The sequence below is a fragment of the Sphingobium trunci genome (assembly GCF_022664535.1).
Classification (GTDB): domain Bacteria; phylum Pseudomonadota; class Alphaproteobacteria; order Sphingomonadales; family Sphingomonadaceae; genus Sphingobium.
Window position 1 is genome coordinate 18,356 of the sequence record NZ_JAKUJY010000028.1, and the last position, 21,607, is coordinate 39,962.

Genomic DNA, 21,607 nt, shown 5'->3' on the forward strand with positions numbered 1-21,607 from the left:
GAGTCAGTCCCCTCCGACCGACGACAGGTAAATCGAGAGTTCCATGAAATCAGCCTATCTGCTGGCCGCCGCCGCGCTCGCCATCGCCCCCGCCGCCCATGCCGAAGGGATCGGCGCCGAACTCAATTACGGCCGGGCCGACGGCCATTGGGGTACGGAAATCGGCGCGGGCTATGCCATGGACATCGGCGGCTTCAGCCTGACCCCGGGCGGCGGCGTCTATCTGCGCGACGGCGATACCAAACTCTATGGCCGGGTAGAGGCGACCTACAGCCTGCCTGCCTTCGCCACCATCGGCGCAGGCGCGCGTTTCAGCGGCGACAATATGCGGCCCTATGCCACGGTCGCCATGCCGCTGATCCCCAAGCTGCGCGCCAAGGCCAATGTCGGTCCCAAATATTATACTGTGGGACTGACGCTGGGCTATTGATTGCCTGGTTGGGGAAGGCGGACATTCTCCCTTGCCGAAGGGAACGGAAATGTGGCTGTTCATGCCAACCCGAAGCTCCGCAACTCAACCCAACCCCCACAAGCCGCCAGGATAAAGCAACCCGTCCCGCAGAAGAAGGCCCCCCTCCCGGTCCCTGGCGAGCAGCAGGGCGCCATCCAGGTCGATCCAGTCCGCCCCCTGCGCCACCAGCGCCGCCGGCGCGATGCCGAGCGACGTTCCCAGCATGCAGCCCACCATCACGCGAAACCCCCGCGCCTTCGCCTCGCGGGAGAGCGCCAGTGCTTCGGTCAGCCCGCCCGCCTTGTCGAGCTTGATATTGACCGCGTCGAAATCCCCCAGCCGGTCGAGATCGGCCCGTATATGACAGCTCTCGTCGGCGCAGAGCGGCAGCGGCGCCCTGATCTCGGCCAGCCGTTCCTCCCGGCCATGCACCACCGGTTGCTCGACCATCTCCACGCCCAGATCGGCGAGCGCCCGCGCCTCCGCCACTATGTCCAGATCGTGCCAGCTCTCATTGGCGTCGACGATCAGCCGTACGTTCGGCGCGCCCGCCCGCACGGCCGCAATCCGCGCCCGGTCACCCTCACCCGTCAGCTTGCATTTGAGCAGCCCGAAGCCGCGCCCCGCCGCCGCCCGCGCATCCGCCTCCATCTTCTCCGGATCGCCCAGGCTGATGGTGAAAGCGGTCGGCAAAGGCATCGGCTCCCCCAGCCCGGCCAGCTTCCACACCGGCACTGCGGCGCGCTTCGCTTCCAGATCCCAGAGCGCGCAGTCCAGCGCATTGCGCGCCGCTCCCCGCGGCATCGCCTCCCGCAGCACCTGGCGATCCAGCGGCCCGGCATAGGCGTTGATCGCCGCCGCGCAGCCTTCCGCCGTCTCGCCCTCATAATAGATCGCCGTCCCCTCGCCCCGGCCCACATGCTCCCCGTCGCCCACGGTGCAGACGACCACGTCCACGACCGTCTTCGCCCCCCGGCTGATGATGAAGGCCCCCGCGACCGGCCAGCGTTCAACAGTCGCGGATATGATGCGGGTCATCGGCGTTCCCTGTGCTGACAATGGTCGGGCCTGCGCGAACAGGCTATCCCGCCGCATAACCTCTTCAGGCCAGCACATAAAGGATAGGCGTACCCGTGACATCCAGAGAATTGACCGGCTTCCTGCCGCTGAGCGACGCGGGTTCGGACACCCAGCGCCGCCTGTCGGACCTGTTGTGGCGTATCGGCTTCGGCGCGATCGGCTGGCCCTGGCTGCTCGCCAGCCTGTCGGGCGGGCGCAAGGCGGACAAGCGCGCCCTGCTCGATGAACTCGGCCTGCCGCACGATGCCCTGCCGCATCTGGGAAGCTGGAAGGCCGATGTCGGCTTCCTGCGCCATATCATCCGCGAAATCGCACGGCTGCGCCCTGCCCATGTGGTCGAACTGGGCGCGGGCGCCTCGACCCTGATCGCCGCCCGCGCCCTGGCCCTGCATGGCGGCGGCCGGCTCACCAGCTTCGACCAGCATGACGGTTTCGTCGACGCCACCCGCAACTGGCTGGCCGATCATGGCCTCCATGCCGATCTGCGCCACGCCCCGCTCACCGCCGAGAGCCGGGACTGGCCGGGCCGCTGGTATGATATCGACAGCCTGCCCGACAGCATCGACCTGCTGATCATCGACGGCCCGCCCTGGGCAGTGCATCCGCTGGTGCGCGGTGCGGCAGATGTGCTGTTCTCGCGCCTCTCTCCCAACGCCGTGGTGCTGCTGGACGATGCCGCCCGCCCCGGCGAGCGCATCGTCGCCCGGCGCTGGCGCAAACGCTGGCCGCATATCGACTTCCGCCTGAGGCACGACGGGACCAAGGGCACGCTGGTCGGCCGCCGCCGCGACACATCCATCCCCGTCGCCAACGACAATGATGCGGGCCGAAGCTGGCGTCATCTGGCGCGCGCCGCCGGGATCGCCGGCCTTGTCGCCACCGGCTGGATCGCACGCGGGCAACTCGGCGAATTTCCGCAGGCAGCCGAAGCCAGCACCTTCCTCGACGAGGCGGCAGCCTCCCATCGCACCGGCCTCATCCGTCAGGCCATGGCATCGCAGGTGGAGAGCGCGACGCTCAACCCAAGCGAGATCCGGCGTTCGACCGGGATCGTCCTGCCCCCCTTCCCGGCCGCCTGGCGGATCAGCGATGTCCAGCTCTACCCCACGGCCGACAGCCCGGCCGTCGCCATCTCCATCATCACGCCCCGGGGCGAACAGCTCTCCTTCTTCGCCGACCGCGCCGAAACGCCCGCCGAAGCGCGCCCCCTGCTGGCCCGGCGCGCGGAGGATGTCATCGCCTATTGGGAAGCGGGCGACATGGCCTATGCGCTGACCGGGCGGGCCAGCGCCCGGCGCATCATGGCGCTCGCCTCGGACATGGCGCCAGCGCGCTGACGCAATGCCCGTTGAGGGCTGGACGGCGGACTGCTAGAGCGCGGCGGCATGGAGGATCTGGCTCAATCATCGCCGCGCGGTAAGGCGCGCCCCGCCCTTGGCAGCCTGGCCATGATCTGGCGGTTCGCCGCCCGCTATCCTGGCCGGATCGCGGGCGCGCTGATCGCCTTGCTGGTCTCGTCGGCCGCCACCCTGGCGATCCCGAGCGGCTTCCGCCTGGTCATCGATCGCGGGTTCATGGGCGGCGGCGATATCAGCCGCTGGTTCGAATATCTCTTCCTGATCGTCGCGGTCCTGGCGGTGGCCACGGCAGCGCGCTTCTATTTCGTGTCCTGGCTGGGGGAGCGCGTCGTCGCCGATATCCGGTCGGCCACCCAGGCCAATCTGCTGCGGCAGGAACCCCGCTTCTTCGAGGAAAACCGCCCCTCCGAAATCGCGTCCCGCATGACCGCCGACACCGCGATCATCGATCAGGTCGTCGGTTCCACCGTATCCATCGCCCTGCGCAATCTGGTGACCGGCATTGGCGGCCTCATCTATCTCTTCGCCCTCGCGCCCAAGCTGGCGGGTCTGCTGCTGCTCGGCATTCCGGTCATATTGGTCGCGATCATCGGGCTGGGCCGCCGGGTCAGGCAATTGTCGCGGGCCAGCCAGGACCGGCTGGCGGAGGTCGGCAGCGTCACGTCGGAAACGCTGGGCGCCATGAAGATCGTCCAGGCGTTCGGGCAGGAGGGCCGGGAAGCCGCGCGTTTCGATGCAACGGTCGAGACGGGCTTCGCCACCGCCCGTCGCCGCATCGCCCTGCGCGCGGCGATGACCGCCATCGTCATCGGCCTGGTGTTCGGATCGATCACCGCGGTCATGTGGCAGGGCGCGCTGGACGTGGCCGCCGGGCGCTTGTCGGGCGGCAGCATAGCGGCCTTCGTGCTGACGGGCGGCCTGGTCGCGGGGGCCTTTGGCGCGCTGTCCGAAACCTGGGGCGATCTGCTGCGCGGTGCGGGTGCCGCCGGACGGCTGCATGAACTGATGCGTGCAGAGCCGCACATCATGGCGCCGGTCGGCCCGGTGCCGATTCCCCAAACGGACCATGGTGCGCATCTTCAGTTCGAGGATGTGCATTTCCGTTACCCCACGCGCCCCGATCAGGCGGCGCTTCACGGTATTTCGCTCGACATATTGCCGGGCGAAACGGTGGCCATCGTCGGCCCGTCGGGTGCCGGGAAATCCACGCTGATCCAGTTGGCGCTGCGTTTCTACGATCCGGACAAGGGGGAAATCCGCCTGAACGGCGTTCCGCTGGATCAGGCCGATCCGGCGGCGGTGCGGGCGATGATGGCGATGGTGCCGCAGGACAGCGTCATCTTCGCCGCCTCAGCCCGCGACAATCTGCGCTACGGCAAATGGAATGCGAGCGACGAAGAGATATGGGCGGCGGCCCGCGCCGCCAACGCGGAAGGCTTCTTGCGCGCGCTTCCCGAAGGACTGGACAGCTTCTTGGGCGAAGGCGGGGCACGGCTTTCGGGCGGCCAGCGGCAGCGCCTCTCGATCGCCCGCGCGCTGCTTCGCGATGCGCCGATCCTTCTGCTGGACGAGGCCACTTCCGCGCTGGACGCCGAGTCCGAGAGGCTGGTGCAGGATGCCCTCGGCCGCCTGATGGAGGGGCGCACGACGATCGTGATCGCTCATCGGCTGGCGACGGTGCGGGCGGCGGACCGGATCATCGTGCTCGATGACGGACGGCTGGTCGAACAGGGGGACCATGCCGAGCTGATGGCGCAGAAAGGGCTATATGCCCGGTTGGCCAATCTCCAGTTTCAGGACGTTGCCGTGGGCTGAGCGCCATGATGGCATCGGCCCTCAGGCTTCGAAAAAATCCGGGAAGCAAATCGCGTGCCCGGCCACAGGTTACGGAAAAGCCGGGCCAGCCATCATCGCGCAGTTCCGCCGCGAGGGCTTATAGCGCCCTCTTGATGATATGATCGAGAATGGCGGGATGCAGCGGGCGCTCGAACACGCAGCCCGATTCGTGCGCGCGGCTCCACAATACGCGGGCACGGCGTCCTTCAAAGCCGGGGAGCATGATCCACAGATCGTCTTCAGCGGCTAGTTTCATGAAGCTTTTGAGGCGGAAACCGGCGGTGGTGACATCGGTGATCTGGCTCTTGAACCAGGTTTCGCCCGGTCGCCTTATCCGAACATTGATCAGCACCGGCCAGCGTTCGCCCAGGCGCGCTGAGCTGCGATAGGGTTCTGGCAGAAGTGTGGCGCCCATGATCCAATGCCCGTTTGACCGTGCCCATCATCCGCCTTCAGGGTGAAGGAACCGTTAAGGCGGCCGCCAGCGTACATAAAATAAGGGGCCGCCGAAGCAGCCCCTTCTCAAGTCCGTATTGGATCGCAAGGCCGTTTGCGTCACCCCTGCCCGCGCCCGGAAACGGGAAGTCAAACATTCCCGGCCAGACGGCGGCGGCGTATCCGGCTGCGGGAGCCTTGGCACCTGCTTGGGAAAAGCTGGCGCCACACTCCCTGTCCATTACATTCGCAGTGGGGAGCCAGCCCTTCGGGCGAGCCCAGGCCGCCTCCCCATTATCTTAGAGCAGCTCCGAGCCAGCGGGTGATGCCACCTGCTGCGAAAATGCTCTAGAACTTGCCATATTGTTCATTGCCGACGAAGCCCAGCTTCGTCACGCCCGCACGCTTGATTTCCGCCAGCACCTCGTCGACGACGACATAGCGGGTTTCGGCATCGGGCTGGAACTGCAGTTCGGGTTCGACCGGCAACCGCAGCGACTGCTGCAGATACTGACGCAGGGTCAGCAGGTCGATGGCCGCACCGTTCCAGGTGATGACGCCGCTGGGATCGATCGCCACCTTGTTCTTGACAGGGTCGATGACGCTGTCGGTCGGCGGCGCGTTCTGCGGCAGATCGATCTTCACCGCGTGGGTTTGGATCGGGATGGTGATGATGAACATGATGAGGAGAACGAGCATGACGTCGATCAACGGCGTCGTGTTCATTTCCACCATCGGTTCGCCATCGTCTCTTCCGGCACTCATTGCCATGGCGATACTCCTAAACTTAGAGCCGCTGCGTCTGCGTGCCCGGTTCGGGCTCGGAGATGAAGCCGACCTTCGGGAAACCGGCGCGCTGCATCGTATAGATGGTGCCGCCGATGCACCGGTAGGGAACGTTGATGTCGCCGCGGATATGCACTTCGGGCAGATCCTCGGGCGTCAGATTTTCAACGCCGCCCGCTTTCTTGATGTCCGCTTCCAGCTTCGCGACCGCGCGGTCGAGCAGCTCGTCGGAGGACACCTTGGTCAGGTTCCAGTAGACTGCGCAGCTGCCGTCGGACGCACGGGTGACCGACAGCGAGACATTTTCCGGTTTCGTCGTCGTCGGCTCGAACGCGACCTTGGGGAGCTGCAGCTGAACCGTCTGGACGACGACCGGGACCGCGATGAGGAAGATGATGAGCAACACCAGCATGACGTCGACGAGCGGCGTCGTGTTGATGTCGGACATCGGCTTGTCTTCACCGCCGTCAGAGCCAACACTCATTGCCATTGATTATTTCCTAACATGCTTTTCGATGGTGCCCCGTTTGCCGGGGCCCACGTCCGGCGGGGAGCCGGGCAGTCGCAGCCGCCGCCCGGTCCCGCACCGGCATCTCAGCCTATCAGGCCTTGGTCGGGGCAGCGGCCGGCTTGGCGGTCGCAGCGGCCGGAGCAGCGGCAACCGACGGCTTCACGGCGCCGTTCGACACCAGATAGGCCAGCAGGTCGACGGTGAAGCCGTTAAGCTGCTCGGCGATCGACTTGTTGCGGCGCTGCAGGAAGTTGTAGGCGAGCACCGCGGGAACGGCCACGGCCAGACCCAGGGCGGTCATGATCAGAGCTTCACCGACCGGGCCGGCGACGGCGTCGATCGAGGCCTGACCGGCAGCGCCGATCTTGATGAGCGCGCGGTAGATACCGATAACCGTACCGAACAGACCGATGAACGGCGAAGTCGAACCGACGGTCGCGAGGAAGGCGAGACCGCCACCGAGCGACGAGTTGATCGCGGCTTCCGAGCGGGCCAGCGAGCCGTGCAGCCAGTCATGCGCCTCGACCGGATCGGTCAGCTTGCCATGCTCGTCCTGGGCCTTGATGCCGTCGTCGACGATCTGCTTGTAGGCCGAGTTCTTCTCCAGCTTGGCCGAAGCTTCCTTCAGGTTGGCCGAACGCCAGAAAGTTGCGCGGACCTTCTTGCCCTGGTTGATGACCTTCTGCTGTTCGATCAGCTTGGTGAACAGGATATAGAAGGTACCGACCGACATGAGGCAGAGAATGCCGAAAACGGTCTGGGCGATGAGGCCGCCCTGCTCGAGCGCCTCCATGAGGCCGTAGGGATTGGCCGACTTGGGAGCGGCGGCCGCTGCGATAGACATCAACATGTTCAAGACTTCCCTCTCAAAGGATCAATAACAAGGGGGAGGGCCGCGGCCGGAAAGTCCGGCTCGCCCACCCGCCCTTCAAATTATTCCGGCAGACGCCAGGTGATACGACCGTTGTACGTGTCCGACATCGGGCCACCTCCGGCTGCGGTAGCGGGCTTGAATCTCGCACGCTTGGGCAACAGGCGGCAGGTCGCCTCGTCGAGGTCGGCATGGCCGGTCGAAGAGGTGATGGTGCAGTTGGTCACGCGACCATCCGGACCGATTTCCAGCCGGAACCCGGCCGTACCCGAACGTTCTTCACGCTGCGCGCGGCTCGGATAGTCGGCATCGCTCAGCCAGCTGCTGGGGCTGCCGCGCGGAGTCGCACGCGATGCGGGCACCTCGGGCGGCGGGGGAGCAGGCGGCGGCGGAGCGGCGACCGGAACCGGATTGAAGACCGGCGGCGGGGTCCGCACCGTCTGGATCGGCGGCGCAGGTGCCGGGGTCTGGACGATCGGCGGCGGCGCCACGACCGGCGGCGGTTCGATCTGCTTGTCCGGCGGGGGCGGCGGCGGCTCCTCATCCGGTGGCGGCGGTTCCTCCTTGACGTCGATCACGTTCAGCTGTTCCGCCGCCTTTTTGACATATTTCATGCCAAGACCGGTGACGAAGGCATAACCCAGAACAGCGTGAATCAGGGCGACGATAATGATCGAGATCGTGCGACTCGATCCTTGCGAGTGGTCAGCATAGGCCATTCGGCAACGACACTCCTTAACTCAGCTTACCAGTTGATTATCGGCAAATAAGCCAAAAACGGCCGAGCTGGCCGGGTCACCCCGGTCATCTTGGCCCCTATCCGTCCATTTGCTACCGTGCGAACTCCTATCGCGGCGCATCGTGGCACGCAAACGCTTTATCGATATGATCATTTGCGACCGCCATTATATACCGGAAAGACTTGCATGTGACAAAGATGTCACGGACTGCCACCACTAGGACGAAGATGAAAAAGAAATCCACCATGCCCTTTCGCGCACTCGCCCTGCCCTGCCTCATTTTCGCCGCACAATCGCAGATTTCTGCGGCTCAGACGGCGCCGAACAAGGTGGTAGCGCAATCATCTTCCAACGCGGCCGGTCTGTCCTATGCCGACATCGCCGATCTTTCGGACGCGTCTCCCCTGGTGGCACAGGCGCGTATCGGCAACATCATAAAATTGAAACCCGAGCAGGCGGGAAGCGTCCCCGCGGGTCATCAGAGGGTCTATGTGGAGGCCAACATCGTCAGCCTGATTCGCGGCGAAGGGGGAATCAGCCCGACGGTCACCTATCTTTATGACGCGCCGATCGACGCGCGCGGCAAGATACCCAGGCTGAAGAAAATGCCGGTCATCCTGTTCGCCCGTCCCGGCGCGCGTCCGGGCGAAATCCAGCTCGTCGCGCGCGACGCCCAGATCGCCGCTTCGCCGGCCGAACTGGAACGGGTGAAGGCGATTCTTTCCGAACTGGTCGCGGCCGACGCCCCGCCGCGCATCATCGGCCTGGGCGACGCCTTCCATGTCGCCGGGACGGTTGCCGGCGAGGGCGAGACCCAGGTCTTCCTGCGCACGGAAAATGGCGCCCCGGTTTCGCTGTCCATCCTGCGGCGTCCCGGCCAGGACCCACGCTGGGCGGTGGCGCTGGGCGAGATTGTCGATGAAGCCGCGCGCCCGCCCGCGCCTGGCAGCCTGCTGTGGTATCGCCTCGCCTGCGGCCTGCCCGAAGCCCTGCCCGCCCGCTCGGTACGCGCTCTGTCGCCGCAGGATGCGGAAGCGGCCAGGGCCGATTATCAGGTGGTGCTGCACGCCCTGGGGCCTTGCGGACGGACGCGCTCGGGGCGTTGAGCGCGCTTTTCCTTGGACAGATGCGCACAGGCGGCTATCAGCGCCGCTTCATCAGCCGGAAGGACGTAAGAGAAGCCATGACCAATCTGCACCGCCATGCCCCGCTGCGCGTCGCGCTCGTCGGCCTCGGCACGGTGGGCGGCGGGGTCATTCGGCTGCTCCAGACCAATGGCGACCTGATCGCCCGCCGGGCTGGCTGCCCTATCCAGGTCGTGGCGATTTCCGCGCGCGACCGGAATAAGGATCGCGGCGTCGATCTCGCCCCCTATGAATGGGTGGACGACATGACGACGCTGGCGGCCCGTGACGATATCGACGTGGTGGTGGAACTGATCGGCGGAGCGGACGGCCCTGCCCTCACCCTCGCCCGGCAGTGCCTGTCGGTCGGCAAGCCCTTCGTCACCGCGAACAAGGCGATGCTGGCGCATCATGGCCTCGATCTCGCCGCGCTGGCGGAGAAGGCAGGCGTCGCACTCAAATATGAAGCGGCGGTCGCGGGCGGCATCCCGGTGATCAAGGGCATGCGCGAAGGCGCCGCCGCGAATGAGATCAGCCGCGTCTACGGCATCCTCAACGGCACCTGCAACTATATCCTGACCACCATGGAGAAGGAAGGCCGGGGCTTCGACGAGGTGCTGAAGGAAGCGCAGGAGCTGGGCTATGCCGAGGCTGATCCGAGCTTCGATATCGACGGCGTCGACGCCGCGCACAAGCTGACCATCCTCGCCAGCCTCGCCTTCGGCACCGAACTCAACTTTGACGCGGTGGCGACGACCGGCATCCGCCATGTCATCGCTGCCGACATCGCCGAAGCGGCCGCGCTCGGTTATCGCATCCGCCTGGTCGGCATGGCGGAGAATGGGCCCGACGGCCTGTTCCAGCGCGTCCACCCGATGCTGGTGCCGCTCGACCATCCGCTGGCCCATGTCGACGGCTCGCTCAATGCCGTGGTGGCGGAGGGCAATTTCGTCGGCCGCCTGTTCTTCCAGGGACGCGGCGCGGGCGACGGGCCGACCGCCTCGGCCGTGGTCGCCGACCTGATCGACGTGGCACGCGACGAATATGGCGATGCGCTCGCCATGCCGGTCGCCGCCCTCGCCCAGCAGAAGCCCGCCGATGCCGGCAAGCGTGTCGGCCGCGCCTATCTCCGCTTCAAGGTGCAGGACCGTCCCGGCGTGCTGGCCGAAATCGCGGCCGCCACCCGCGATGCGGGCGTCTCGATCGAGAGCATGATCCAGCGCGGCGCGAATCAGGCCGACGGCGTGCTGGTCGCCATCGTCACCCATGCGGGCGAGGAACGCTGCGTCCTGGATACGCTGGAACGGCTGGCCGGGTCCGACAGCCTGCTGCAGACGCCGATGGTCATGCATATACTGGACTGACCGGAACAGGCCGACGCCTGCGATCCGGCGGGAAGCCGGGCGCCGATGGCAAGCGGACCCTCGACAAGGATCGGCCGACATCCTATCGCGCTCGCCAATAGCGACGGAAGAGGAATGAACATGGTGCAGGCAAGCTCGATACTCGATCGTGTGCTGGTGCTGGAGATGGTGCGCGTGACGGAAGCCGCCGCCATCGCCGCATCGAAGCTGATCGGCCGCGGCGATGAAAAGGCCGCCGATGCCGCCGCCGTCGAAGCCATGCGTCTGGCGTTCAACGACCTCTATATGGACGGCACCGTGGTCATCGGCGAAGGCGAGCGCGACGAAGCGCCGATGCTCTATATCGGCGAGAAGGTCGGCAGTGCGATCGGCACCGGGCCGCGGATCGACATCGCGCTCGATCCGCTGGAGGGCACGACCATCACCGCCAAGGCCGGTCCCAATGCGCTCGCCGTGCTTGCGATCTCGGAAGAAGGTGGCCTGCTGAACGCCCCCGACGTTTATATGGAGAAGCTGGCGGTCGGTCCCGGCCTGCCCGACGGCATCATCGACCTCAACCGGTCGGTGAAGGAGAATGTGGAGGCGGTCGCCCGTGCCAAGGGCGTCGATGCGCATGAGATCATCGTCTGCGTGCTCGACCGCCCGCGCCATGAAAAGCTGATCGCCGAGCTGCGCGCGATCGGCTGCGGCATCATGCTGATCCCGGACGGCGACGTGGCGGGCGTGATCGCCACCACCAATCCGGAAACCAATATCGACATGTATATGGGGTCCGGCGGCGCGCCCGAAGGGGTCCTGGCCTGCGCCGCGCTGCGTTGCGTCGGCGGCCAGTTCAAGGGCAAGCTGCTGTTCCGTAATGATGATGAACGCGCCCGCGCCCGCAAATGGGGCATTACCGATCTCGACAAGGTCTATGACCTGAAGGAACTGGCCAAGGGCGACTGCATCTTTGCCGCCACCGGGGTGACCGACGGCTCGCTGCTGGCCGGGGTCAAACGGCTGCCGGGCAGCAAGCTCACCACCGACAGCGTCGTGATGCGCGCCAGCACCGGCACGGTGCGCTGGGTGAAGGGCGAGCATCGGCTTGACCGCAAACCGGTCTGAGCACGCTCAGCAGATCAGAAAAAGGGGCCTGAACGGCCCCTTTTTTCATGCCACACGAAGATGCCTATCGGCCAGCGCGATGGTTGAGATCATGTCCCAGCGCCAGGATCGCCACGCCCAGCAGCGTGTAGGCGCTTTCCTGCAAGCCATGATCCATGGTGAGCGCCCCCGCCATGATCCCCAGCCCCAGCGATCCGATCGCGGCCGGCATCATATAGCCATGCGCCACCGCGCCATGGCCCAGCGCCACCGCACCCAGCAGAATGGCCAGCACCAGTCCCGTCTCGTGGAAGATCGGGCTTTCGAAAATCCCCCCGGCCGAAGCGAGCATGCCCAGCAGCACCGCCGTCACCAGACAATGGGCGACGCACATGCCCGACAACGCGATCGCGAGGCGATCGATGCGGCCGTTTGACAGATGCTGGCGAAGGCTGATCGGCATGGTGGACGCTACATAGGCCAAGCCCATCGAAGTTACAACATATCATAACCTGATTTTTGCGCCCAAGCGCATTGGCCCCAGGAAAATGCCCTAGGCGGCGGCGACTTCCCCCCTGTCGGACGGGAGGGGAAGCGGCTGCCCCGCCATGGCGGCGGCAAATCGCTCCCGATCGAGTCCCTTCTCCCAGACCGACACGACCACGGTGGCCACCGCATTGCCGACGAAATTGGTAAGGCTGCGGCACTCGCTCATGAAGCGGTCGACGCCCAGGATCAGCGTCATGCCCGCGACCGGCACCGACGGCACGATGGAGAGCGTCGCCGCCAGCGTGATGAACCCCGCCCCCGTCACCCCCGCGGCGCCCTTGCTCGACAGCATGGCGACGAACAGCAGCAGCAATTGCTGCTCCAGGCTCAGATGCACATTGGTCGCCTGCGCAATGAACAGCGCCGCGAGCGTCATATAGATGTTGGTGCCGTCGAGATTGAAGCTGTAGCCGGTCGGCACGACCAGCCCGACCACCGACTTGCGGCAACCCGCGCGTTCCATCTTCTCGATCAGGCTGGGCAGCGCGGCCTCGGACGAGGAGGTTCCAAGGACCAGCAGCAGCTCCGCCTTCAGATAGCGGATCAGGTGCAGTATGTTGAAGCCCGCCAGCCGCGCGACCGCGCCCAGCACGACCAGCACGAACAGCAGCGACGTAAGATAGAATGTCGCGACCAGCCCCGCCAGGTTGGCGAGCGTTCCCACGCCATATTTGCCGATGGTGAAGGCCATGGCGCCAAAGGCCCCGATGGGTGCGGCTTTCATCAGGAAGGACACCAGCTTGAAAATGGCGTGGCTGGCCGATTCCAGCACGGTCATCAGCGGCCGCGCCTTCTCCCCGATCATGGTGAGCGCAATGCCGAACAGGATCGCCACGAACAGCACCTGGAGGATGTTATGGCCGTCCGCCACTGCGGAGATCAGCGTGCCGGGAATGATGTCCAGCAGGAAACCGGTCAGCGTGCGGGCATGCGCCTGCTGCTGATATTCGGCGACCCTGCCCGCGTCCAACGTGGCCGGATCGATATTGAGGCCCGCGCCCGGATGCACGACATTGGCCACGATCAACCCGACGATCAGCGCCATGGTGGAAAAGGTCAGGAAATAGGCGAAGGCCTTGGCCGCCACCCGTCCGATCGCGCCCAGCTCCTTCATGCCCGCGACGCCGGTGACGATGGTCAGGAAGATGACCGGCGCGATGATCATCTTGACCAGCTTGATGAACGCCTCCCCCAGAGGCTGAAGCGCGATGCCGGTTGCCGGGAAGAAATGCCCTATTGCAACGCCCAGGGCGATGGCGACGAGCACCTGGACATAAAGCTGACCGTAGACGGGCGAGCGCTGAACGGTCCGATCCGGCGGCATGGTCGCTGGCAGCATGATGTGTGGCGTCCCCTTCTCGCGGCGCAGCATATGGGCTGCACGCCCCCTGTCCAGAAGAATAGCGAAAAGTCGAAATTTACCGCTTGCGCGACCGGACAGGCGCAGCTATTGGCCCCCTCCACAGTGGGCGTGTAGCTCAGTGGTAGAGCACTGTGTTGACATCGCAGGGGTCGCAAGTTCAATCCTTGCCACGCCCACCATCGAAAACCCCGTCAATCAAATGGGTTGGCGGGGTTTTTGTTTGCTTGGCGAAGGCCGTGAAGCCGGCCCGTGCCCGCCAGATTCCGGGCAAATTCTGGGCATGCAAATGCCGGGCGATGGGAGCGAAATCCCGAGTCTCGCACGCCGCTGAAGCTATCTCGGACGACAGGCGATGCGCGTGCGCCAGTCGCCAGCAGAGTCGATCCCGCGGCCACGCAGGAGCCGTCCAAGCGCTGCTCACCCATCACGGCAGTTGCCCGCAGACGCATCCGCGCATTGCCACGAACCCGCCCCCCCTTACGGAGGACCTTCCTGTCTCAGGGCATGCTGCTCCGGTCCGGGAGATCGCCGAGACACGCGTGCGCTACGGCTACCAGCGTATCCACGTCCTGCTTCGGCGCGAAGGCTGGGCAATCAACGACAAACGGGTATCGGCTTTACAAGGAGTTAGGCCTGCAACTGCGTAAGAAAGCGCCCGGACGAAGGGTGAAGGCGAAGTTGAGGGAAGGCCGCTGCGCGGCCTCCCGAGTCAACGATGTCCGGGCCATGAACTTCGTCCATGACCAGCTCGCGACGCGGCCAAAGCTGCGTATGCTAACGGTGGTCGATACCTTCAGCCGGTTCTCACCGGCGAGCGTGCCGCGGTTCCGCTTCCGGACGCCCGACATGATCGAGGTGCTGGAAAAGGTCTGCGCGAAGGTTGCTATCCGGCCTCGAACAGGGTTGACCAGGGCAGCGAGTTCATTTCCCGCGAGCTCGATCTATAGGCCTACATGAAGGGTGTGACGCTCGGCTTCTCGCGGCCTGGGGAAGCCGACCGATAATGCGTTCATCGAAAGCTTCAACGGCAAGTTCCGGTCGGAAGGCTTGAACGCCCACCGGTTCATGAGCCCCGATGACGCGGTGCGCAAATGCGAGGATTGGCGTCGAGACTACAACGAGGTACGACCGCACAGCGCGATCGGCAACAAACCGCCGATATCGCTGCTCTCCGCGTCGGTGGCACATGGGCCGCCCTGACGTCGCGACGCTGGATCGGCTCCGGCCAGATGGTCCCGGATCGGGGTGCAGCTCATATTTGCGCATGTTCAAGCAAACCGCGAGCTAGCACGAGGGACCAGCAGGAATGCGACGAGATAGATTAGCCCAGTGATGATCAGCAAATTGGAATAACCTGTGAAAAGTGCAGCATATTCCAGACAGCCACCGACAATCGTCCCAAGCAAATTGATGGCAAAGGCCGATTGCGAGTCGGAGGATTCCTGGAATCTCTTTGCGAACGCGATATTGGCCAGGAAAATCGGCAGAAACGCCAAAACAGTCGCGGTGATCAGCCGCGGGTAGAATGGCAACGGCAGAAGCCACTCTGGCCGTACATACCAGGCGATCGCCAATGACGCAGCAATCCCGGCAAACACCACCGGAAGCGGTGGAGTGCGCAGCTTGCGTGTCGTTTCGACCGCAGCGAGCACGACGACCAGAACGCCGGCGAAGACCAGGGCATTAACGAACCACGTTGTTCCGAACAGCAGGGCGAAGGTCGCGACATTTTTCGTTTCCAGGAGCAGGAACGCCGCGCCCATGAAAAACAGGTCGGCATAAGGTCGCATCTGACGGATAGGTCCGCCCAGACCCCGCACTGCCAAGAGCGATGCCCCTAGGATAGCAAACAAAGTAACGGAGTAGAGCGGCGGGAATGAGCCGCCCTTGAAATAAAGGAACGGAGCATTGTCAGTGGCCGGAGCGACGCGCTGGTCCGCACTCACACCCCATGCCTGCTTACAACGCTGGTCCGTCTGCCTCATCGCGACGGCGATCACTGCCTGCGCGTCGTCAAAGGTGTCGACACATGGAGCGTGACCGAAGGTCGACGCCGCTGTACCGGCCAACCGATCAATGAGCCATTTCTCGCGATAATAATTGTACATCGCGAAAGCGCCGTTCGGCTTGAGATGACGACGTACTGATTCCATCGCCTCTTTCGTGAATAGAAAGGATTCCAGACGAATTTGGGAAGCTCCGCTAACCAGTGTCAGGGAATCCGGCAAGGCAAACAGAATCAGATCGTATTTCCTGTCCGTGCTTTCCAAGAAGGCGCGGCCATCATTGACGTGTCTGGTCACTCTTGAACTTGCGTAGGGACGGTCGATGTTTTTCTCAGCACCGATCTGTAGAATGCGCGGGTCGATATCCACCGCATCGACATGCTTCGCGCCTTCCTTGAGTGCGATCGCCACATCGGAACCTGAACCAGCGCCGACAATCAACAGACTTTCCAGACTGTTGCCGGGAAGGCGCAGATAAGGCGTTTCGTAAATCCGCTCGCCCTGCCTGATTTTCCATTGGGCTGGAGCCATCAGTTGATGAGGAACGCCATTAGCCTTAATCAACAGGAAGCCTTTCTCAGCGGCACCAATATCGGGAACCTCCTGAGTGGCAATCTTGTAATAGGGCGACCAACTCACCCCGGGAGACAACGTCTCTGCCCCAAGCATCAGGATTAGCGCGAACGACCAGGCGCAGGCGACCATCCGTCGCCGCCGATCAGTCAGCCACAGATAAACGGAGACAACAATAAACCCCCAGCATATTGGGGGCGCCTGCATGAAACTCAATGCGGAAAAGGCAACAATTCCGATCAGCGATCCAATGAGATCGTAGCGATAGGCCCATAGAGGCGGTATCCTACCGAAGCATCGGCCGACTACCTCGGCCGGCCCAGCAAGGATCACCGCAACCAGCGCGAACACAACGGGTAGCGCGAGCCATGCGGGGGGACCACTAATGGTCAGCGACGTGAAATAAATTACATCGGATCCGCTACGCTCAATGCTGACTGGAAATTTCAAGACGCCGATCACCAGAATGGTGAGGAGAGGCAGCGATACGGGTATAATCGACCAGCTTTTGCGGCTGATAAGAAAACCGGCACCGACCCCTAAAAATGATCCGAGCAGCACGAAATTGGAGAAATAAGACAGGTGCACCACGTTGGCTCCGAGCCAACGGATCAATGCCAATTCTAGGAACAGCATAAGAGAGCTAGCCACGACCAGCCGGGCTGCAACACTCCCATTCTCTCGCATTCGAGCGTCAATCGGGGCCTGGGCCGCCATATCGCCCATCGAAACAGGCCAGTCAGCAGAAACCGTCTCAGCTTGGTCCATCTTGCCCCCTCCCCGAATGCCGCCCAGACCGGCGAAATTTATACGCCTCTTACTTTATCGACAGGCGCAAAAGTCTTCTCTGCGCAGTCAGCTGGACTTTCCCCACGTGAATAAGCTGCCCATCACGTAATTCCAGACCGATCCCACCGCCGCGCCTGCCAGGCCCGCCAGCCACCAATCATAATGGGAACCGAATAGCATTTCGCCTACCCCGACGTTGGCAATCGCCCCCAGGCCGCAGATCGCATAGAAGCTGAGGAGGCCTGTCAGCATTCGCAGCCCCTTCAATCGCCGATCCCGATAGGTGAAGCTGTTGTTTAACAGGAAGTTGAATGTCATCGCAGTCAATACAGCCACCGTCTGGGCCGTACCGAAGGCGGCATGAGCTGAGATGAGAGTCAACAAGACTATCATGTGAACGCCTAGGCCCAAGGCGCCTACGCAACTAAACTTAAGGAATTTGATCGGCACCAAATGACCGATCCGCTTCTCAGCCAGCATTTCCAGATATTGAAGCGCAATTATGTTGTCGAGCTTGCTTTCTCCATGCTTCCGCGTGCGGAACGTGTATGGAAATTCCGCCACCTCCAATGGCCGCGGCGCCGATGCCATGATGTCGAGAAGAATTTTATAACCGATACCGGAAAGGCGTGGTGCCAGTTCCGCAATTGTCTCGCGACGGACCGCAAAAAATCCGCTCATGGGATCGCTAAGCGGCGTCCGTGCGATGGCTTCGGCAAGGCGCGTCGCAAATGCACTGATCCGCGCGCGTTTGCGGTCCCATTCTCCGATCGAGCCTTCGGCTGTGTAGCGGGTGCCAACGGCAACATCGTTGCGATCTTCGGCAATGGATTGATAGAGTGTCGGTAGCAGTGTCTCGTCATGTTGCAAGTCGCCGTCGATCACGGCAACGACGGGCGCGGTGGACGCCATCATGCCTTCGATCACCGCAGAAGAAAGCCCGCGCCGATTGAAGCGCCGGATGAGCCGGATACGACGATCTGTGGCAGCGAGTTGGCTGATCAGTTCAGGGGTGCCATCACGAGAGCCGTCGTCGATGAACATGATTTCCCATTCAATCTCGCTCAGGACATTGCCGACACGGTCGATCAGTTCGGCGATATTGGCCCGCTCATTGAGTACAGGCACAACCACGCATAGCTCCAATGGGCGCATGGCAGAGCCGATTTCGGTCCGATGTAAAGCTTGCTGCATGGAATCCCCCAGAGGTCGCTTTACTGCCTTTATATCGAACTGATTAACGAAAGAAAAAGCATAGAGTGCCGATGTTACTGGTCGTGTCTGAGCAGGACATTCTGTACTGTCCAATGCTCCGCTGCGCGCTGATTGCAACCGCCCGGTCGGACATATAGGCACAGGCGAGCATTGGCCGCGTTTGCATCGGTTTCAAATCCCGCGCATTCCGCGCGACGATAACCCAAACTGGCGGTTATCGAGCCTTGGGGTGCTATAATTCCATTGAATCCCGCAGCCGCGTTCAGGAAATCCTGACGGTTCATTTGATCAGCGTCACTCCATCCGGTGAGATAGGTCGGAATGTCCTGATGGAGATAACTGTATCCCCCCGTTTGCCAGAACCGCAGATGATGCAGTGCGAGTCCGCAGCTTCCCGGAGTGGCGCCATATTCCCTGGCCAGTTGCATGCCGGGGCCAAAGGCAGTCCAGCGCGATTGCATCGGTTCAGCCACCGCCAGGCTCGTTGAACTGCCGAGCCAAAGGAGCAGCAGAGTGGGTATCATGTAAGATGCCCTGACGTTGAACCGAGCAGAAAATCGTACCGCCAACTCGGCCGATCCTATGGCAGCCAGGATAATAAGGATCGTGACAGTCAAGAATATGAAGCGATATTCCTTGTGTCCTATGGACATGTGAAGCGCGAGATTGAGAATGGCGACCCAAAATATCGCTCTATTTTTCTCTATCGCTGGAAGGATAAGAAGGAATAGCGGTGCTGCTGCCCAACCCCAATATTGCCAAATCAAAGCGAGGTATGCGACCGGGCTGTCAACGCCATAATTGGCCGAGCGGTTCAAGATCAGATTTTGCCTGAAATTTTCAACGATCCAACTGAAAGGGACCTGGCCCATCGCCAAATCTACCACCGTTGAAAGGATCAGAGCGGCGAGGCCGCCGGCAAGAATGGGAAGCCAACAGCGACGGATGTTGGGGGCGCTGCTTATGAGAAGCAAAAGCATAATTGCAGGCGCATATTGGAAGCGGAGTATGAACGCCAACCCGAGCAGGAAGCCAGCCCACAGCCATTTCCGGTGCGACACATCCCTGCCCGTCAAAAGAGCGGCCGCCGGTAACAGGCAGCCGGTGGCCAATGTTTCGGTCAGCAGATGAAGGGAAAAGTATATCTGTTCAAACCAGGTCGCCGCTACAAATCCAGCGATTAGACCGTGGATAGGACCCATGCGCCGACCGATGGTCCAAGCCGACCAAGTGATAGAAAGGCCGGATGCAATTGATAGGAGGATCGGTAGTTTGGCGTACAGGACCGTCGACGGTGCGATGAAATAACCTAATGCCATCAAAGGTGTAGCAAGCAAAGGAACAAGCCAGCTACGCATCCCGTATCGATATTCCCAAGGTATCGTTCCGTATCCAAATGTTAAGCGATGGGCTGGCTCCAAATATTGGAATATTTCATCCGGATGATGTATTGAAAAAGGCAAAACGGCAAAAATTCTCACAAGAAATGCAACGAGCAACAACAAGATAATTTGCGTTCTGTTGCTCACTGAAAATCATTCCTTGCGTATATGATTTGCTGCCGGCCTCCAAACACATCGGGCAGGCGGGCAACCTCGTGATAATGTGCGGCGATTGCGGAATCGATCATGGCGGCCGTGTTCCGATTGCGCGGGTGATCCAAAACCTTATCCGCTACCATGATAGCCGAAGGGAGCGTTCGCAGCAGAAGCTTCATTTCACGGGGCGCATCGACAGCCCTGCTTTCACCGGCATTGTTCAAATGCTCTGGGAAAATATAAGGCGTAGGGAGGCAGGATGACGTTAACAGATAAAGGATGGGTGGGCCATCGTTCACATAAATACATCCGTGTGCTGCGTAGGGACGCAGGGCGGTGACCATGGAATTGATATAATGCTTGCGGATGGTCGGTACGCCCCAAGCCGGCATTGCAAACAATATCGTGTACCATACTCCTCCGGCCACCAAGCCGATGCCCATACGCGGGAATAGGGTCGCGCTCAGAATGCTCAGTGGCGCGACGGCCGGGAGTGCATAGTGCGGGTAATTATTCCCTAGAGCAAAAAATCCTCCGATTGCCGCCGCTGCCCAGGACACAAGGAAAAGGTTTTTGGCCTGGAACGGACGTCGCAAGAGCAGCGGGGTTGCTGCCATGGACATGAACAGCAAGGGCAGAATAGAATACACCGTGCCCGCCAGGAAATCCAATCTCCTTGCAGGTTGCGGTGGGACAACTCTCATGATCGACAGGAAGTTGGCGTCGAAGAATTCGTTGAAATGCCCGGCTAGCGCATATGCGAGTGCGACTGCGACAGTCGGGGCCAACGCGATCATAATAAGGATCGAACCGAAACGGATCAGATCAAAGATCGAAGCGCCATCGCGCCATTTGATCTGCAACAACGATAATCCGAAAACCATTCCTTCGAAGACTACCGAATATTTGATTTGTATGGCAATGCCGCAAAGCGCCATTGCTATGTATGGGTAACGATGAACTGATCGACTGGAGGCGGATCCTTGTGCTTGCAGGACCAGCAAAGCGGCTACCGCCATCGGCAGATTGTAGAACACCGGGGCCTGTCCCCCCATGCCTCCAAGCAACGGCAAAAAAAGAAGATACAGAAGCCCGCCGAGGATAGCGCAGCCATTGTTGCAAAAGCGCAAGCAAATTTGGCGAATGACGATTGCGGTCATGAAGGCGCTGAAAAATGCGCCGATCTGATAGGCAACTATCCCAGTTGGACTTAACGGACGCAACAAGGCATAAATTAGGAAGAGCCCGACCGGCTTGCGGTCCCATATGTCAACATAAGGCAGGGCACCATGCCAAATGCGGTCGGCGACGAGCAGGTAAAACTCCTCGTCCATATGAACAGCGGGATCACCTATTAATGTTACTCTCGTGAGTATAGTTCCAAGCAGAAGGAGCGCCGCAGCTAAAAGATGTGATTTGTCAAATGAACGGACGGTGAGCCACACCTTATGGGTATGCCCAACCCGATAATGCAGCCCTTGGAACCAATGCCGGTTGGCAACGGAATGAATATCGCTTGATCCCAATTCCGTCATGGCTCGACGCTACAGCACCCCTTAATTAAATAGCAGAACCGTATTCGTTTTGAGGGCATAAAAAAATACGGGCCGGAAATCCAGCCTGTTCCAGATGGAACTGAGGTCCAATCTCGGGGACAGGCAGATCCGGCTTGTCTTTTGACGGCGATGGCGCAGCTTCGATTGCCCGTGTCTTGCCGCCAGGATTGCGGGTGACGTCGCGTTCGAGCGCCTTGACGTTGTCGACCTTCAGCGCCGTCTGATCTACAATCCGGGTGGCGACCGCGAGGAACGACTGGGCCATGTTGAGCGCTTTTTCGCGCTCGTTCATCAGCACTATTCCGTTTTCAGCCCTCATGCCCTGCGCGATGTGGCCGTTGATCGCACAGGCGACGCCAAGCCGCTCCAACATTCAATC

Annotated in this window: 19 protein-coding genes, 1 tRNA gene and 1 pseudogene; 8 read left to right on the forward strand and 13 right to left on the reverse strand. The window is 62.0% G+C overall.

Translation table 11 applies throughout. From position 1 onward, the window contains the following. Positions 1 to 43 precede the first annotated feature (43 nt). On the forward strand, positions 44 to 430 hold the full coding sequence (locus MJ601_RS18650) for a hypothetical protein (protein WP_242129213.1): 387 nt from the start codon (positions 44 to 46) through the stop codon (positions 428 to 430). Positions 431 to 514: 84 nt separating this feature from the next. Here MJ601_RS18650 and dgcA read toward each other — a convergent pair whose 3' ends face one another. Then, the gene (dgcA, locus tag MJ601_RS18655; protein ID WP_242129215.1) at positions 515 to 1,489 is read right to left on the reverse strand and encodes an N-acetyl-D-Glu racemase DgcA; all 975 of its coding nucleotides are present in this window, start codon (positions 1,487 to 1,489) and stop codon (positions 515 to 517) included. A gap of 95 nt (positions 1,490 to 1,584) precedes the next feature. Here dgcA and MJ601_RS18660 point away from each other — a divergent pair, with 95 nt between their 5' ends. Next, the gene (locus MJ601_RS18660; protein WP_242129217.1) at positions 1,585 to 2,868 is read left to right on the forward strand and encodes a class I SAM-dependent methyltransferase; all 1,284 of its coding nucleotides are present in this window, start codon (positions 1,585 to 1,587) and stop codon (positions 2,866 to 2,868) included. A gap of 48 nt (positions 2,869 to 2,916) precedes the next feature. Further along, positions 2,917 to 4,704: an ABC transporter transmembrane domain-containing protein gene (locus MJ601_RS18665; RefSeq protein ID WP_242129219.1), complete on the forward strand. Its 1,788-nt coding sequence runs from the start codon at positions 2,917 to 2,919 to the stop codon at positions 4,702 to 4,704. A gap of 118 nt (positions 4,705 to 4,822) precedes the next feature. On the opposite strand, the gene MJ601_RS18670 is transcribed toward MJ601_RS18665, so the two are convergent. The 5 genes from MJ601_RS18670 to MJ601_RS18690 all read right to left on the reverse strand — a co-directional run bounded on the left by MJ601_RS18670 (position 4,823) and on the right by MJ601_RS18690 (position 8,047). Then, entirely contained in the window at positions 4,823 to 5,140 is a 318-nt protein-coding gene (locus MJ601_RS18670) for a PilZ domain-containing protein (RefSeq protein ID WP_242129221.1), read from the reverse strand. A gap of 368 nt (positions 5,141 to 5,508) precedes the next feature. Further along, positions 5,509 to 5,931 (reverse strand): ExbD/TolR family protein, encoded by a 423-nt coding sequence (locus MJ601_RS18675; protein WP_242129223.1) that lies wholly within the window; start codon positions 5,929 to 5,931, stop codon positions 5,509 to 5,511. A 16-nt stretch (positions 5,932 to 5,947) separates the two neighbouring features. Continuing rightward, a complete protein-coding gene (locus tag MJ601_RS18680; protein WP_242129224.1) occupies positions 5,948 to 6,436 on the reverse strand; it encodes an ExbD/TolR family protein in 489 nt (162 codons plus the stop codon). 112 nt (positions 6,437 to 6,548) lie between these two features. Then, a complete protein-coding gene (locus MJ601_RS18685) occupies positions 6,549 to 7,307 on the reverse strand; it encodes a MotA/TolQ/ExbB proton channel family protein (RefSeq protein WP_242129226.1) in 759 nt (252 codons plus the stop codon). Positions 7,308 to 7,390: 83 nt separating this feature from the next. Then, positions 7,391 to 8,047 carry an energy transducer TonB gene (locus MJ601_RS18690; RefSeq protein WP_242129228.1) on the reverse strand — a complete coding sequence of 219 codons (657 nt, stop codon included), beginning with the start codon at positions 8,045 to 8,047 and terminating at the stop codon, positions 7,391 to 7,393. Between the two features lie 266 nt (positions 8,048 to 8,313). Here MJ601_RS18690 and MJ601_RS18695 point away from each other — a divergent pair, with 266 nt between their 5' ends. The 3 genes from MJ601_RS18695 (at position 8,314) to glpX (ending at position 11,660) form a co-directional block, all read left to right on the forward strand. Next, positions 8,314 to 9,174 carry a hypothetical protein gene (locus MJ601_RS18695; protein ID WP_242129230.1) on the forward strand — a complete coding sequence of 287 codons (861 nt, stop codon included), beginning with the start codon at positions 8,314 to 8,316 and terminating at the stop codon, positions 9,172 to 9,174. A 77-nt stretch (positions 9,175 to 9,251) separates the two neighbouring features. Next, positions 9,252 to 10,556 (forward strand): homoserine dehydrogenase, encoded by a 1,305-nt coding sequence (locus MJ601_RS18700; protein WP_242129232.1) that lies wholly within the window; start codon positions 9,252 to 9,254, stop codon positions 10,554 to 10,556. A gap of 120 nt (positions 10,557 to 10,676) precedes the next feature. Then, positions 10,677 to 11,660, forward strand: coding sequence for a class II fructose-bisphosphatase (gene glpX, locus MJ601_RS18705; protein WP_242129248.1), 984 nt, complete (start codon positions 10,677 to 10,679; stop codon positions 11,658 to 11,660). Between the two features lie 64 nt (positions 11,661 to 11,724). Here glpX and MJ601_RS18710 read toward each other — a convergent pair whose 3' ends face one another. Beyond that, complete coding sequence (locus MJ601_RS18710; RefSeq protein ID WP_242129251.1) at positions 11,725 to 12,102, reverse strand: MerC domain-containing protein; 378 nt, start codon at positions 12,100 to 12,102, stop codon at positions 11,725 to 11,727. A gap of 90 nt (positions 12,103 to 12,192) precedes the next feature. Beyond that, positions 12,193 to 13,527, reverse strand: a complete 1,335-nt coding sequence (locus MJ601_RS18715) for a dicarboxylate/amino acid:cation symporter (protein ID WP_242129234.1) — start codon at positions 13,525 to 13,527, stop codon at positions 12,193 to 12,195. A gap of 128 nt (positions 13,528 to 13,655) precedes the next feature. Here MJ601_RS18715 and MJ601_RS18720 point away from each other — a divergent pair. Then, positions 13,656 to 13,730: transfer RNA gene (locus MJ601_RS18720), tRNA-Val, on the forward strand. A gap of 336 nt (positions 13,731 to 14,066) precedes the next feature. Then, positions 14,067 to 14,751: pseudogene (locus tag MJ601_RS18725) on the forward strand (IS3 family transposase); the annotation flags it as partial. A gap of 68 nt (positions 14,752 to 14,819) precedes the next feature. On the opposite strand, the gene MJ601_RS18730 reads toward MJ601_RS18725, so the two are convergent. The 5 genes from MJ601_RS18730 to MJ601_RS18750 all read right to left on the reverse strand — a co-directional run bounded on the left by MJ601_RS18730 (position 14,820) and on the right by MJ601_RS18750 (position 21,601). Beyond that, a complete protein-coding gene (locus MJ601_RS18730) occupies positions 14,820 to 16,898 on the reverse strand; it encodes a spermine/spermidine synthase domain-containing protein (RefSeq protein WP_242129235.1) in 2,079 nt (692 codons plus the stop codon). 87 nt (positions 16,899 to 16,985) lie between these two features. Then, positions 16,986 to 18,113, reverse strand: coding sequence for a glycosyltransferase (locus MJ601_RS18735; protein ID WP_242129238.1), 1,128 nt, complete (start codon positions 18,111 to 18,113; stop codon positions 16,986 to 16,988). Positions 18,114 to 18,187: 74 nt separating this feature from the next. After that, positions 18,188 to 19,663 (reverse strand): glycosyltransferase family protein, encoded by a 1,476-nt coding sequence (locus MJ601_RS18740; protein ID WP_242129239.1) that lies wholly within the window; start codon positions 19,661 to 19,663, stop codon positions 18,188 to 18,190. Further along, the gene (locus MJ601_RS18745) at positions 19,660 to 21,207 is read right to left on the reverse strand and encodes a hypothetical protein (protein ID WP_242129241.1); all 1,548 of its coding nucleotides are present in this window, start codon (positions 21,205 to 21,207) and stop codon (positions 19,660 to 19,662) included. The genes MJ601_RS18740 and MJ601_RS18745 overlap by 4 nt, the downstream gene beginning before the upstream one ends. 25 nt (positions 21,208 to 21,232) lie before the next feature. After that, on the reverse strand, positions 21,233 to 21,601 hold the full coding sequence (locus MJ601_RS18750; RefSeq protein WP_242129243.1) for a hypothetical protein: 369 nt from the start codon (positions 21,599 to 21,601) through the stop codon (positions 21,233 to 21,235). Positions 21,602 to 21,607 lie beyond the last annotated feature (6 nt).